The organism is Pseudomonas sp. GM30 (assembly GCF_000282275.2).
Lineage (GTDB): Bacteria > Pseudomonadota > Gammaproteobacteria > Pseudomonadales > Pseudomonadaceae > Aquipseudomonas.
Window position 1 is genome coordinate 269857 of the sequence record NZ_AKJP02000011.1, and the last position, 13663, is coordinate 283519.

A 13663-nucleotide genomic window follows, 5' to 3' on the forward strand; every position below is an offset into this window, starting at 1 on the left:
ACTGTGCATATCGCCGACATCACCATGTTCTACGCCCCGGCCAGCGGCGGCGTACGCACCTACCTGGACGCCAAGCATCGTCGGCTGGGCGTCAAACCCGGGATTCGCCACAGCCTGCTGATCCCCGGCGCGCACTTGAGTGAACACGATGGCGTCTACACGGTGCCTGCTCCCGCCCTGCCCTTCGGCAAGGGTTATCGCTTCCCCGTGCGTCTCGCCCCTTGGCGCAATGTCCTGCAGGATTTGCAGCCGGAGCTGATCGAAGTCGGTGATCCGTACCTGACGGCCTGGGCGGCGCTGGATGCACGACGGCAACTGGACGTGCCGGTGATCGGCTTTTATCACTCGGATCTGCCGTTGCTGGTGGGTAACCGCATGGGTCATTGGGTCACGCCGAATGTCGAGGCGTACGTCAGCAAACTGTATGGCAACTTCGACCGGGTGCTGGCGCCGAGTCAGGTGATGGCCGACAAGCTCCGGGGCCTGGGGGTGCGCAACGTCTTCGTGCAGCCGCTCGGGGTCGATCTGCAGACCTTCCATCCTGACGCCCGCGACAACGGTTTGCGCGCCGAGCTGGGGATTGCCGAAGATACCCGCCTGCTGATCTTCGCCGGGCGCGGATCCAAAGAGAAGAACCTGCCGATACTGCTCAAATGCATGCAACGTCTCGGCCCGCGCTACCACCTGCTGCTGGTCGGTTCATCGATGCCCGCTGTGGTCCCGGACAATGTCAGCGTGATCGACGGGTTCTGTCCCGCCGCCACCGTCGCAAGGTTGATGGCCAGCGCCGACGCCCTGCTGCATGCCGGCGATCAAGAAACCTTCGGTCTGGTGATCCTCGAAGCCATGGCCTGCGGGATTCCGGTGGTCGCCGTGGCGGCCGGAGCATTTGAAGAAATCGTCGCCGAAGACTGTGGCTTGCTCTGTGCGCCGAACAACCCGCAAGCCATGGCCAATGCGGTGCGCGAGCTGTTCAGTCGCGGCTGCGTGAAACTCGGCCAACAAGCCCGGCAACACGTCGAACGGCGTTATTCCTGGGACAGCGTGGTTGACAGCCTGCTCGGCCATTACCACGCGGTGCTCGGTCACTCGCTGCCAAGGGTGGCCAATGGCTGATTCCTTGAATGACCGCGCAGTGCTGCTGGTGCTGCACGACGTGGCGCCGTCGACATGGGCGGATTATCGGCCATTTGTCGAGGCGGTCGACACGATGGGTGGCGTGCCGATGACCTGGCTGGTCGTTCCGGATTTCCATGGTCACGACGCGCTTGAGGATCATCCCGCGTTTTGCCGAATGCTCGGCGAGCGCGTGGCCCGTGGCGATGAACTGGCCTTGCACGGTTTTTTCCATGACGACCGCGAGCCGGCACCAACCACGCCGCGCGACTGGTTCATGCGCCGGATCTACACCCACGAAGGCGAGTTTTATCGCCTGTCCCGCGAAGCCGCCCTGGCTCGCCTGCACGCCGGCATTGAACTGTTCCGGCGCAATGAATGGCCGTTGCACGGCTTCGTCGCCCCGGCATGGCTGATGAGCGAGGGCACGCGCCAGGCGCTTCGTGAAACACCATTGCGCTACAGCAGCGACCCGCAACATCTTTATCAATTGCCGGATTTCACCCCGATCAACGCTCCCGGTCTGGTCTGGAGCGCGCGCAGTGCCTGGCGCCGGGGTCTGTCAAAACTTGTCAGCGAGCAACGCGAACAGCGGTGGCGCGACGCACCGGTGATTCGTCTAGGCTTGCACCCGGTAGACATGCGCCACGTCTTCGCACGTGATTACTGGCTACGAACCCTTGAACGGCTGCTGGCAGAAGGACGCACGCCCATGACCAAAATCGACTGGCTCAGCGAGCAACGCGGGCGAATGGAGCGCGCTGCATGAGTCGCGGCATTGTGCTGTTGATCGGCCTGCTCGCTGCTGTACTGATCCCGGTGTTGCTCGGCGGCGGCGAGATCGGTGCGCGCCTGCAAAACTTCCCGCTGCAATGGCTGCTGATCATGTTCGGCATGATTCTGCTCTGCTGGGGTATCAACACCCTGCGCTTGCGCTTGCTGCTGGGCGATCAACGCGAGCGGGTAACACCGCTGAAAAGCCTCGGCGTGGTGATGGCCGCGGAGTTTGCCTACTGCGCCACACCCGGCGGCAGTGGCGGGCCGCTGACGATCATGGCGTTGCTGGCGCGCAGCGGTGTGCGCCCGGCCCGTGGCAGTGCGGTGTTTGCCATGGATCAGTTGAGCGATCTGCTGTTCTTTCTCTGTGCCTTGAGCGGCATCCTGATTTACGCCTTGTTTCAGCACCTCAGTGACCGCCTCGAATGGTTGCTGATGGTCAGTGCGGTGTCGCTGTTCGGTGGCCTGTTCAGTTGCGTGCTGCTGGCGCGCTACCACCGCCGTCTGATCCTTTTAAGCGGGCGCCTGCTCGCTCGCCTGAACGTGCGGCCCGCCACTCGCCGGCGCTGGGCACGCAAGCTGCTGCATTTTCTCGCCGCGTTCATCGATACGCTCAAGTTGCCGTGGCAGACCCTGATCAAAGTCTTCGCCCTGACCTGCGTGCACTGGCTGCTGCGCTACAGCGTGCTGTACCTGGCCTTGCGCGGACTGGGCGCGGACCTGCAATGGGCCTGGAGTTTTCTGGTGCAGATGCTGTCGCTGGGGGCTGGTCAAATGAGCCTGCTGCCCGGTGGCGCTGGGGCGGCAGAACTGACCTCGGCAGCGCTGCTGGCGCCGATGGTCGGCAAATCCACCGCAGCGGCAGCGATCCTGATCTGGCGGGTGGTGACGTTCTATTTCTATCTGGTGGTGGGCGGGCCGGTGTTTCTGTTGATGCTCGGACGGCCGCTGCTCAAGAAGCTGTTGAAGATCAGGCAGGCTTCTCAGGTTCGTCCGCCTTCTCCTTGAGCTGCTCCCACAGCTCGGCGGCGCCGGGAAACTCGGTGCCATCCTCCGGACTGAGGTCATCCGGGTCGTAGCGGCTCAGACAGCCTTCGCCCAATGTGGCAGGTGCTTTCGAAGTGGCTTTGTCCAGTGGATCGCTCACGGGCGGTTCCTCAACGGCTGAAACGAAAAAAGGCCTGGGACGATTGAACGCCCAGGCCCTTCTTTATTCAAGTACGCGCAGATTCGATCAGAACACCACGGTCTTGTTGCCGTGCACCAGCACGCGATCTTCGAGGTGATAACGCAGGCCACGGGCCAACACCATCTTCTCGACGTCACGGCCGAAACGCACCATGTCTTCGATGCTGTCGCTGTGGCTGACACGCACCACGTCCTGCTCGATGATCGGACCGGCGTCCAGCTCTTCGGTCACGTAGTGGCAGGTTGCGCCGATCAGCTTCACGCCGCGCAGCGACGCCTGATGGTATGGCTTGGCACCGACGAACGACGGCAGGAAGCTGTGGTGAATGTTGATCACCTTGTGCGCGTATTCGCGGCACAGCGCTGGCGGCAGGATCTGCATGTAGCGCGCCAGTACCACCACTTCGGCATCGTGCTGTTTGACCAGACGCGAGACTTCGGCGAAGGCCGGCTCCTTGTCCTGCGGGTTGACCGGGACATGGTAATAAGGAATGCCGTGCCACTCGACCATGCTGCGCAGGTCGTTGTGGTTGGAAATCACGCAGGAGATTTCGCAATCGAGCTCGTCGCTGTGCCAGCGGTGCAGCAAGTCGGCCAGGCAGTGGGATTCGCGGCTGGCCATCAGCACCACGCGTTTCTTCTGCTCGGTGTCGGTGATGCGCCAGTCCATCGAAAACTCTTCGGCGATCGGCGCAAACTTCTCGCGCAGCACTTCAATACCGAACGGCAGCGAATCGGCGCGGATCTCGTGACGCATGAAGAACCAGCCATTCTGATTATCCGAATGGTGGCTCGCTTCGGTGATCCAACCGTTGTGGGATGCCAGAAAGTTACTGACTTTGGCAACGATGCCAACGCGGTCAGGGCAGGAAATCACCAACCGAAAGGTGCGCATGGGGGGGAAACTCCAGAACTTCGCAAAGGCGGCCATTCTAGCGACTGTGCGCGGAAACTGCAGTATTGATGACCACATCCCCGCAGGCAGGCCCGATTCGCGGCGTCTGACGTCACGCGCGGCAAAACTATAGTCCTGCAGTGAAGCTGTTCGGCCAGATAATTGTGAATACTCGTGATGACTGCATCACATTATTTAAATGACCATTCAATTCAACGGTTATTCCACGTAACTAATTCAAATAAAAAAACCGGTTAAATGTTTACTTGATGAAACAGCCTGACTATTATTGCGGCACTGTCCCTGCCATTCAACACATCCGCATAAGGTAGTTACCATGTCCTTGATCAACGAATATCGCGCCACCGAAGAAGCAATCAAAGAGCTGCAAGCGCGTTTGAAGAATCTGTCGCAAGACGACAAATTGCAAGCCGAGCTGGAATTCGAAGGCAAACTGCGCACCCTGATGGGCGAATACTCCAAGTCCCTGCGCGACATCATCGCCCTGCTGGATCCGGAATCGAAAACCAAAGGCACCCGTGGCGCCGCAGTCAAAACTACCGGCACCAAGCGCGCGCGCAAAGTTAAACAATACAAAAACCCGCACAATGGCGAAGTCATCGAAACCAAAGGTGGCAACCACAAGACTCTGAAAGAGTGGAAAGCCAAGTGGGGCGGTGACGTGGTTGAAGGCTGGGCTACCCTGCTGGGCTAAGCCGCAACGCCTGCCGCAGACTGCTTCTGCGGCCCATGAAAAACGCCAGCATATGCTGGCGTTTTTTTATGCCCGGCATTTCACGGGCACACTATGTTCGATTTCAAAGATTCAAACGTTTGCGCAATGCCTGGACATAATTCTGCCACTCATTGAGCACTTGATTCTGTATCGGCGTAGCACTAAGCACCCATTGCTGCGCGGCCTCGGCAAAAGATTGCAGGGTATTAGGCGCGCCCATTTGCGGCTCGGACAAACGCTGCTGGCAGAATATTCTCCAGCGTTCTTGCTCCTCGGAATTCAACGTATCGGGAAAGTTACGTGCGCGATATCGAAAGAGTAATTCCGGCAGACGTTCATCATCGAACGGCCAGTGTTCTTGCGCTAATTGCGCCGGATCCGCCGTCCTCACTTGCTCGCATAGACGCCGGTCACGATCACCGATGAATCCATCGTACAACTGCTGTTCCGGATCTTCGCTCGGCGTGAAGTCTTCGCTGGCGTAAATCGCCGCGACTTTATCTTTCCAGACTTGTTGTGCGTCACTTAGCCGCAGTGCACGCGCCTGATACAGCGCCATATCCAGACCCAGGCGCTGCTGATCGTCGGCGCGCAACACCGACAACGGCGCCACCACCGGGCAGCGATTGATGTGAATCAGTTTGAGCGGCACCGGCAGTTCACCCTCGGCGAGGTCGTCGCGGCGGGTGTACAGGCGCCGGCGCAGGGTTTCGGCATCCAGGTCCAGCAAGCCTTGCGGATCAAGGTGCAGGTCACAGACGATCAGCGCATTGCGATTGCGCGGATGCCAGGCCAAGGGCAGCACCACACCGACATAGTGCCGCGCCGCCGAAAATCGTCCAGAGATATGCACCAGCGGTTGCAGCAGACGAATCTGATCCATGACCTTTTGCTTGCTGCGCAGTTGAAACAGCCAGTCATACAACTTCGGCTGTTTCTCGCGGATCAACCGCGCCAGCGCGATGGTGGCGCGCACGTCCGAGAGTGCTTCGTGGGCATGCCCATGGTCGATGTGGTTGGCGGCTGTCAGGCGTTCGAGCTTGAGGGTGACCTTGCCTTGGTCATCGGTTGGCCAGACCAGCCCCTCCGGGCGTAGCGCATACGCGGCACGCACCACATCGATCAGGTCCCAGCGACTGTTGCCGCCCTGCCATTCACGGGCGTACGGATCGAAGAAATTGCGATAGAGACTGTAGCGGGTCATCTCGTCGTCGAAACGCAAGGTGTTGTAACCCGCGCCGCACGTGCCGGGCGCCGCCAGCTGTGCGTGCACGCGGGTCATGAAGTCGGCTTCGCTCAAACCCTGTTCGGCGAGACGACTTGGGGTGATACCGGTGATCGCGCACGCCGCCGGGTGCGGCAGGATGTCTTCGCTGGGCTGGCAGTAGAGGTTGACCGGTTCGTCGATTTCATTGAGGTCGTGGTCGGTGCGAATCCCGGCGACCTGCAGCGGACGGTCGTTGCGCGGATTGATGCCGGTGGTCTCGTAGTCGTACCAGAAGATTGAAGTCACGGGCGGTTCCTGAACTGAAGATCGGCAAAGTCTAGGCGTTGAACGGCCGTCGCGGCCAGCGCTGTGTCATTCAACCACCGCGCATCACACGATGTGCAATACATAGTTATGTCGTTTTCCCCCAAGAGGCTGCTAGCATCGGACGGACTTCGCATCCCGATCCGGCCCCATCAGGTAGCCCATGCTCGAGAACACAGCACTGCCACGGAAAGCACCGCTGAACCCGCCACTCGATACCCGCTATCAAGTGGAAACGCCGGAGGGCATCGACCTGCCGTTGCGCCCGGCCGGTCTGATGGTGCGCAGCCTCGCCTTCGGCATCGACCTGGGCATTCGCGGGGCCATCCTCGGCGTGCTGTTGCTGGTGCTGGCGTTTCTCGGCAAGCTCGGCATCGGTCTCGGTTCGTTGCTGCTGTTTGCCGTCAGCTGGTGGTACATGGTGCTGTTCGAAGTGCTGCATCAGGGCCGCTCGCCGGGCAAGCAATGGATGGGCCTGCGGGTGATCCACGATGACGGCACACCGATCGGCTGGTCGGCCTCGCTGCTGCGCAACCTGCTGCGTTTTGTCGATCTCTTGCCGTTCGGTTATGCCTTCGGCGCCATCAGTTGCCTGCAACATCCCACCTTCAAACGCCTCGGCGACATCGCCGCCGGCACCCTGGTGGTCTACAGCGAACGCGCCCTGCTCCGCCCGCAATTACCTGACGCCCAGCCACGCCGTTCACCGGTGCCGCTCAACCTCGGCGAACAACGCGCCCTGCTCGCCTTCGCCGAACGCCAGGCTGAACTGTCGCCGGCGCGGGTCAACGAGCTGGCCGCGCTGCTCGCCCAACCGCTGCACATCACGGCGCCCAAAGCGGTCAGCGAACTCAATGGCATCGCCCGCGGCTTGTTGGGTCCGACATGAAGCAGAGTCTTTTCGAAACTCGCCACAAGGCCGAATGGGAGCGCTTCACCCTGGCCCTCGAACGTCTCGAACACGGCAAGGACACCTCGCAGGTGGCCGCTTTCCCCAAGGCTTATCGACGCCTCTGCCAGCATCTGGCGCTGGCACAGGAGCGTGGTTACAGCAGTTTTCTGATCGACTCGCTGCAACAGTTGGTGTTGCGCGGTCACCAGCAGCTGTATCGGCACCGCAGTCGTTTCGGCGCCAACCTGCTGGGTTTCATCCTCGCTGACTTCCCTCGACTGGTGCGTGCCGAATGGCCGTTCGTGCTGGCCGCCGGTCTGGTGTTTTTCGGCAGCCTGATCGGCTTTGCCTTGCTGGTGTATGCCTTTCCCGAATTGATCTACAACCTGATCCCCGCCGAACAGGTGCGCGACATGCAGAGCATGTACGACCCGGTGGCCGGGCACCTCGGGCGCTCGGCCGAACGAGCGGCCAGCGAAGACTGGGTGATGTTCGGTTATTACGTGATGCACAACATCGGCATCGCCTTTCAGACCTTCGCCAGCGGTTTGCTGCTGGGCGTGGGCAGCGCGTTCTTCCTGTTCTACAACGGATTGATCATCGGCGCGGTGGCCGGGCATCTGACTGAAATCGGTTTCGGGCAGACGTTCTGGTCGTTCGTGATCGGCCACGGAGCTTTCGAGCTGAGCGCCATTGCCCTGGCGGGTGCTGCGGGGCTGAAACTCGGCTGGGCAGTGATTGCGCCGGGGCGGCTGACGCGCGGTGAGGCGCTGGTGCAGGCGGCGCGCAAAAGCGTGCAGTTGGTGTGCGGCGTCATGCTGTTCCTGCTGATCGCGGCGTTCATCGAAGCGTATTGGTCGTCAAAGACCGGGGTCACACCGCCGACCAAATATGCGGTCGGTGCCTCGTTGTGGATCGCAGTGGCGGTCTATCTGCTGTTCGCCGGAAGGACACGCCATGCGCCTGAGTGACGCCACGGTGGCGATCCGCCCGCGCACCAGCTGGGAAGCCATGGACCTGGGCGTGCTCATGAGCCAACAGCACCGACGCCTGCTGATGACCAGTTGGGCCATCGTCACCCTGCCGCTGTTCGCCGTGCTGACCTTGTTGCTGTGGGATTCGCCGTCGCTGGCGGTGTTGATTTTCTGGTGGCTGAAACCGGTCTACGAACGCCTGCCGCTGTACATCCTGTCCAAGGCCCTGTTCGGCGAAACACCGACACTGAAACAAGCCCTGCGTGAGTTCCCGCGGCTGCTCAAACCGCAATGGCTGGCCAGTCTGACCTGGCGCCGCCTGAGCCTGAGTCGCAGTTTCCTGCTGCCGGTGCTGCAACTCGAAGGCCTCGACGGTACCGCCCGTCAGCAACGCTTGCAGGTGTTGCTGCAACGCAATGCCGGCGCCGCGCAATGGCTGACGATCATCGGCATGCATCTGGAAACCGCACTGTGGATCGGCCTGATGGTGCTGTTCTACATGTTGCTGCCACAGCAGATTGAAACCGACTGGGACTGGCAATCGCTGATCCTCGACACCGATCACCACTGGCGTTGGCTGGAACACCTGACCAACGCTTTCTACGCGCTGGTACTGGTGGTCTGGGAACCGATTTATGTCGCCTGCGGTTTCAGCCTGTATCTGAACCGGCGCACGGCACTGGAAGCGTGGGACATCGAGCTGGTATTCCGTCGTTTGCGCCAGCGCCTGAACAGCAGCGCGGTGGGTTTGTTGTTGGCGGTCTGTCTGTTGCTGCCGTCGGTGCCACCCGTATGGGCTGCGGCCGACCCCGCCAGCGCACCGGAGGCGCCACGCCTGCTGCACCAACCGCTGACCAGCCAGGCTGCGCACGACAGCATCAAGGCACTGCTCGAACAACCGCCGTTCAAGAATAAGGAAAGCGTGACCCGCTATCGCTTTGGCGACGACCCGGCAGCCCAGGCCGAGGGTAAACCCGGTGAGGCGCCGCAATGGCTGAAAACCCTGCTCGGCTGGCTGGACAGTCAACGTTTCAATGCGCTGGCGGGCCTGATTGAAGTGCTGTTGTGGGGGGCGTTGATCGCCGCTGTCGGCTGGCTAATCTGGCGTTATCGCGAGTTCCTGCGCACCTTCGTCAGCCGTCGGCCGAAGCTGCCCGCCCGCATCAGGCCACCTGAGCCGCAGCAGGCGTTCGGCCTCGATCTGAACCCGCAATCCTTGCCCGACGACATCGCCGCCAGCGCCGAACAACTCTGGCAGACCCAGCCGCGCGCCGCACTGGGCCTGCTCTATCGCGGATTGCTCAGCCGTCTGCTGCACGACTTTGCCCTGACCTTGAAAGCCGCTGACACCGAGCATCAAGTGCTGCTGCGGGTCGAGCAACTGCAGCGCCCTGAACTGCTGGCGTTCAGTCGCAGCCTGACGCAGCACTGGCAGAACATGGCCTACGGGCACCGCGTACCGGCGGCGCATCTGCAACAGGAATTGTGTGACGGCTGGCGCGCCTTGTTCGACCATGGAGCGCGCACTTGAACCGGCGTAGCGCGTGGCTGCTCGGCGGGCTGATCGTCGCCTTGCTCGCGGCGTTGAGCATTTATCTGTACCTCAAGGCCCGGCCTTATCAGGAAGTGATCGATCACGGCCCTTCGCCCCAGGCCCAGGCCAATCCTTATCTGGCGGCAGAGATGTTTTTGCGTGAACGCGGGCTCAACGTCGGCCATGCCGAAACGCTGGCAGTGCTGCCGGATATCGATCCGCGTCGGCACACCCTGCTGTTGTTCGGCGAACGTTCGCGCATGACCCCGCGTCAGGTCGATCAGGTGTTGAACTGGGCCCGCGCCGGTGGGCGCCTGGTGTTCGTGGCCGAAGCGCTGTGGGACAAGCAGGCCAGACAAAGCGCTGACCTGTTGCTGGATCGGGTGCAGTTGCACCAGTCCCTGAGCAAGGATCTCAAGGAGCCGCCGGCGGAGTTGGCCGATGATCCGTACCCGAACCTGACCAAGCTCTACCTGGAAGACGAGGACGCTCCCGCCTACGCCGGTTTCGACACCGCGTTCCATCTGGACGACCCGAAGAATCTCGCCCAGGCCTGGGCCAACAGCGCCAAGGCCACGCACATGATGCAACTGCCGTACGGCCTCGGCTCGATCACCGTGGTCACCGATGCCGAACTGTGGAAGACCCCGGCCATCAGCAAGCACGACAACGCCTGGCTGCTCTGGTACCTGAGCGCCGACACCGACGTCACGCTGATTTTCAATACGGTGCACGATGGTTTGCTGACCTTGCTCTGGCGTTACTTCCCGCAAGCCATCGTCGCCCTGCTGGCGCTGATCGGCCTCGGCCTGTGGCACGTTGCTGTGCGTCACGGGCCATTGCAGGCGCCCGCCGCGAGTGGCCGCCGGCAGTTGCAGGAACACCTGCGCGCCAGTGCCGATTTCATCCTGCGTCACAACGGTCAGCACACGCTGTTGCAAGCTTTGCAGCTGGACGTGCTGCGCCGTGCCCGCCGCCGTCATCCCGGCTTCGACCAATTGAACGTGGCCGAGCAATGGCTGGTGCTGTCGCGTCTGACCCGCCAGCCGACCCGCGCCATCAGTCAGGCCCTGAGCCCGGTGCCGAAACAGCGCATGAGCAGCGCTGATTTCAGTCGCCAGGTAGCCCACCTGCAAACCTTGAGGAACACGCTATGAGTGAACAGATCGAGCCCGGCAGCGCCAGCCACGCCGCCCAGCAACGCCAGCGTGCCAGCCAGTTGGCGCAAGCGCTGCGCGGCGAATTGCAGAAGGCCCTGATCGGCCAGAACAGCGTGATCGACGATGTGCTGACCGCGTTGATCGCCGGCGGTCACGTGCTGCTTGAGGGCGTTCCGGGGCTGGGCAAGACCTTGCTGGTGCGGGCGCTGGCGCGCTGCTTCGGCGGCGAGTTCGCGCGCATCCAGTTCACCCCGGACCTGATGCCCAGCGACGTCACCGGCCACGCGGTGTACGACCTGCACACCGAGCAGTTCAAGCTGCGCAAGGGGCCGCTGTTCACCAACCTGCTGCTGGCCGACGAGATCAACCGTGCACCGGCGAAAACCCAGGCGGCACTGCTCGAAGCGATGCAGGAACGCCAGGTCACCCTCGAAGGTCGGGCGCTGCCGATCGCCCAGCCGTTCATGGTGCTCGCCACGCAAAACCCGATCGAGCAGGAAGGCACTTATCCCTTGCCGGAAGCCGAGCTCGACCGCTTCATGCTCAAGGTACGCATGGATTACCCCGAGGCCGAGCAAGAGCTGAACATGGTGCGTCAGGTCAGCCGCTCGACCCGCGCCGACATGCTTGATGTGCAGCCGCTGCGCACCGTCCTGCAAGCCAAGGACGTGCAAGCCTTGCAACGCATCGCCAGCGATCTGCCGATCGACGATCAAGTGCTCGATTACGCCGTGCGCCTGGCGCGCAGCACCCGCTCCTGGCCCGGCCTGACCCTTGGCGCCGGGCCGCGTGCCTCGATTGCGCTGGTGCGTTGCGCTCGCGCCCGCGCGTTGCTGCGCGGCGGCGAGTTCGTGATTCCCGATGACATCAAGGGTTGCGCGCTCTCGGTGCTGCGCCATCGGGTGCGAGTGGCGCCGGAGCTGGACATCGAAGGTCTGCAGGTCGATCAGGTGCTGCAACAATTGCTCGACCAAGTGCCGGCGCCGCGCCTGTGAAACCGTCACGCCTGCTGCTGATCTGGCTCGCGATTCTGCTGGCCGTCGGCACGCTGCTGGGCACGCTGCAAGCTCTCGACATCGACGTGCCCGCCACGCTGTTGTCGATCAACTGGGGCTTGCTCCTGGCTCTGCTGGTGCTGGCGCTCATCGATGCGCTGCGCCTGAACAACCTGCCCTCGCCGCGCATCCAGCGGCAGATGCCCGGCAGCCTGGCACTCGGCCGTTGGAGCGAGGTGCGGCTGCAGCTCATCCATGACTTCATCGAGCCGGTCGCGGTGGAGATTTTCGACCACGTGCCACAGGGCCTGAGCTTCGAAAACCTGCCGCTGGCGATTGAACTGCAACCCGGGCAATTCAGCGCGGTCGGCTACCGTCTGCGCCCGCTCAAGCGCGGGCACTTCAGCTTCGAGCATTGCGAAATCAACCTGCCCAGCCCGTTCGGTCTGTGGACAGGCAAACGCCTGCTCGCCGTGAGCGGCGAGATCCGCGTCTACCCGGACTTCGCAAAGCTCTACGGTGGGCAGTTGTTGGCGGTGGACAACTGGCTCAGCCAGCTCGGTGTGCGCCAGCGCCAGCGTCGCGGGCAGGGTCAGGAATTTCATCAGTTGCGCGAATTTCGCGAGGGCGACAGCCTGCGCCAGATCGACTGGAAAGCCACCGCCCGTCAGCGCACGCCGATTGCCCGCGAGTATGAAGACGAGCGTGATCAACAGATCATGTTCATGCTCGATTGCGGGCGGCAAATGCGCAGCCAGGATGGCGAGCTGTCGCATTTCGACCATGCGCTGAATGCGTGTCTGCTGCTGAGCCATGTCGCGCTGCGTCAGGGCGATGCGGTGGGATTGAGTACATTTGCAGACGATCAACCGCGATATCTAGCTCCGGTAAAAGGCAGCGGGCAACTCAACGTCCTGCTCAACACGGTCTACGATCTGGCGAGTAGCCAACGTCCGGCGGACTATCAGGCAGCCATTCGGCAACTACTAACACGTCAGAAACGACGGGCACTGGTCATCCTTATGACCAACCTGCAGGATGAGGACCATGGCGAACTGACCAACGCAGTCCAACACCTGAGCCGCCAGCATCAAGTGTTAGTGGTCAGCCTGCGCGAAGAAACGCTCGACCAAATGCGCCAAGACTCGGTACAAACCCTTCCTGAAGCATTGGCCTATTGCGGCGCAGTGGATTACCTAAACGCTAGGGCCGAACTGAATGAGCGCCTGATGGCTCATGGCACACCTGTGCTGGATGTCCCTACCAGTAAGCTAAACACTGAACTAGTGTCAATTTACTTAAGCTGGAAGAAAGCTGGAGCCCTATAGACATTGTAGATTTCACGCCGGCGGGGTGTTTCAAATTGGCAAGCGGGTGTAGATTTCTTAATAAGAAATACCGCTGCTAAAAGGGCTTTTCCATTGATCGGTATCTCACTCCACTTATTTAAAGGAGTACCAGTCCGCTCCTTGAGGCGGCCCATCCCGCGCTATCGGATTGCCCGCTAAATTTTCCCATGCAGCCATGCTCGAAGCCTCTCGAACGGAGTCGAAGAATGCCCACTAAATATTCATTATCTGATGTGTTGGAAAGGATTTATCAGAATCAGCTTGGGCTGGAGGCAGCCCTAATGGAGCTAACACTCCAGGTCGAAGAGAGGGGGTTTACCGAGATCGGAGAAAACGTCCGCTCTGCGCTTTTTGTCATTGGAGAAAATGCCGGCTATATCAAGCAGGGCTTGGCGAAACTCAGAGCAAAGGAAACGGACTAGGCCTCAAAAACTCAATGAATTTTGTCGACCGCTTTGGTGTTATCCACAGGGTGATTATCGAAGCGATTTGACGATTCAAAAACCTTCCAACACC

The 13663-nt window shown here is 61.3% G+C and carries 14 protein-coding genes; 11 read left to right on the forward strand and 3 right to left on the reverse strand.

Annotated features, from left to right (window positions below; translation table 11 throughout):
- Positions 1 to 24 precede the first annotated feature (24 nt).
- From PMI25_RS08935 to PMI25_RS08945, 3 genes are read left to right on the forward strand one after another with little or no spacing between them, the layout of a single operon-like run.
- On the forward strand, positions 25 to 1116 hold the full coding sequence (locus PMI25_RS08935; RefSeq protein WP_177325711.1) for a glycosyltransferase family 4 protein: 1092 nt from the start codon (positions 25 to 27) through the stop codon (positions 1114 to 1116).
- Positions 1109 to 1885: a DUF2334 domain-containing protein gene (locus PMI25_RS08940; protein WP_007965917.1), complete on the forward strand. Its 777-nt coding sequence runs from the start codon at positions 1109 to 1111 to the stop codon at positions 1883 to 1885. The genes PMI25_RS08935 and PMI25_RS08940 overlap by 8 nt, the downstream gene beginning before the upstream one ends.
- On the forward strand, positions 1882 to 2901 hold the full coding sequence (locus PMI25_RS08945) for a lysylphosphatidylglycerol synthase transmembrane domain-containing protein (RefSeq protein WP_007965916.1): 1020 nt from the start codon (positions 1882 to 1884) through the stop codon (positions 2899 to 2901). The genes PMI25_RS08940 and PMI25_RS08945 overlap by 4 nt, the downstream gene beginning before the upstream one ends.
- Here the strand turns inward: PMI25_RS08945 and PMI25_RS29455 are convergent.
- Positions 2864 to 3040: a hypothetical protein gene (locus PMI25_RS29455; RefSeq protein WP_007965915.1), complete on the reverse strand. Its 177-nt coding sequence runs from the start codon at positions 3038 to 3040 to the stop codon at positions 2864 to 2866. The two genes, PMI25_RS08945 and PMI25_RS29455, sit on opposite strands and share 38 nt — an antisense overlap.
- An 87-nt stretch (positions 3041 to 3127) precedes the next feature.
- Positions 3128 to 3976 carry a formyltetrahydrofolate deformylase gene (purU, locus tag PMI25_RS08950; RefSeq protein ID WP_003227580.1) on the reverse strand — a complete coding sequence of 283 codons (849 nt, stop codon included), beginning with the start codon at positions 3974 to 3976 and terminating at the stop codon, positions 3128 to 3130.
- A gap of 337 nt (positions 3977 to 4313) precedes the next feature.
- On the opposite strand from purU, the gene mvaT reads away from it, so the two are divergent.
- Positions 4314 to 4691: a histone-like nucleoid-structuring protein MvaT gene (gene mvaT, locus PMI25_RS08955; RefSeq protein WP_003227581.1), complete on the forward strand. Its 378-nt coding sequence runs from the start codon at positions 4314 to 4316 to the stop codon at positions 4689 to 4691.
- Between the two features lie 103 nt (positions 4692 to 4794).
- Here the strand turns inward: mvaT and sbcB are convergent, their stop codons facing one another.
- Positions 4795 to 6225: an exodeoxyribonuclease I gene (gene sbcB, locus PMI25_RS08960; RefSeq protein WP_007965912.1), complete on the reverse strand. Its 1431-nt coding sequence runs from the start codon at positions 6223 to 6225 to the stop codon at positions 4795 to 4797.
- A gap of 181 nt (positions 6226 to 6406) precedes the next feature.
- Between sbcB and PMI25_RS08965 the strand changes: the two genes are divergently transcribed.
- The 7 genes from PMI25_RS08965 (at position 6407) to PMI25_RS08995 (ending at position 13569) form a co-directional block, all read left to right on the forward strand.
- Entirely contained in the window at positions 6407 to 7132 is a 726-nt protein-coding gene (locus PMI25_RS08965) for an RDD family protein (RefSeq protein WP_007965910.1), read from the forward strand.
- On the forward strand, positions 7129 to 8106 hold the full coding sequence (locus PMI25_RS08970; RefSeq protein ID WP_007965907.1) for a stage II sporulation protein M: 978 nt from the start codon (positions 7129 to 7131) through the stop codon (positions 8104 to 8106). Before PMI25_RS08965 ends, PMI25_RS08970 begins: the two co-directional genes overlap by 4 nt.
- Positions 8093 to 9640 (forward strand): DUF4129 domain-containing protein, encoded by a 1548-nt coding sequence (locus PMI25_RS08975; protein ID WP_007965905.1) that lies wholly within the window; start codon positions 8093 to 8095, stop codon positions 9638 to 9640. The genes PMI25_RS08970 and PMI25_RS08975 overlap by 14 nt, the downstream gene beginning before the upstream one ends.
- Positions 9637 to 10800, forward strand: a complete 1164-nt coding sequence (locus PMI25_RS08980) for a DUF4350 domain-containing protein (protein WP_007965904.1) — start codon at positions 9637 to 9639, stop codon at positions 10798 to 10800. The genes PMI25_RS08975 and PMI25_RS08980 overlap by 4 nt, the downstream gene beginning before the upstream one ends.
- Positions 10797 to 11798, forward strand: coding sequence for an AAA family ATPase (locus tag PMI25_RS08985; protein ID WP_007965902.1), 1002 nt, complete (start codon positions 10797 to 10799; stop codon positions 11796 to 11798). Before PMI25_RS08980 ends, PMI25_RS08985 begins: the two co-directional genes overlap by 4 nt.
- Positions 11795 to 13126: a DUF58 domain-containing protein gene (locus PMI25_RS08990; protein ID WP_007965899.1), complete on the forward strand. Its 1332-nt coding sequence runs from the start codon at positions 11795 to 11797 to the stop codon at positions 13124 to 13126. The genes PMI25_RS08985 and PMI25_RS08990 overlap by 4 nt, the downstream gene beginning before the upstream one ends.
- Positions 13127 to 13353: 227 nt before the next feature.
- Entirely contained in the window at positions 13354 to 13569 is a 216-nt protein-coding gene (locus tag PMI25_RS08995; RefSeq protein ID WP_007965898.1) for a hypothetical protein, read from the forward strand.
- Positions 13570 to 13663 lie beyond the last annotated feature (94 nt).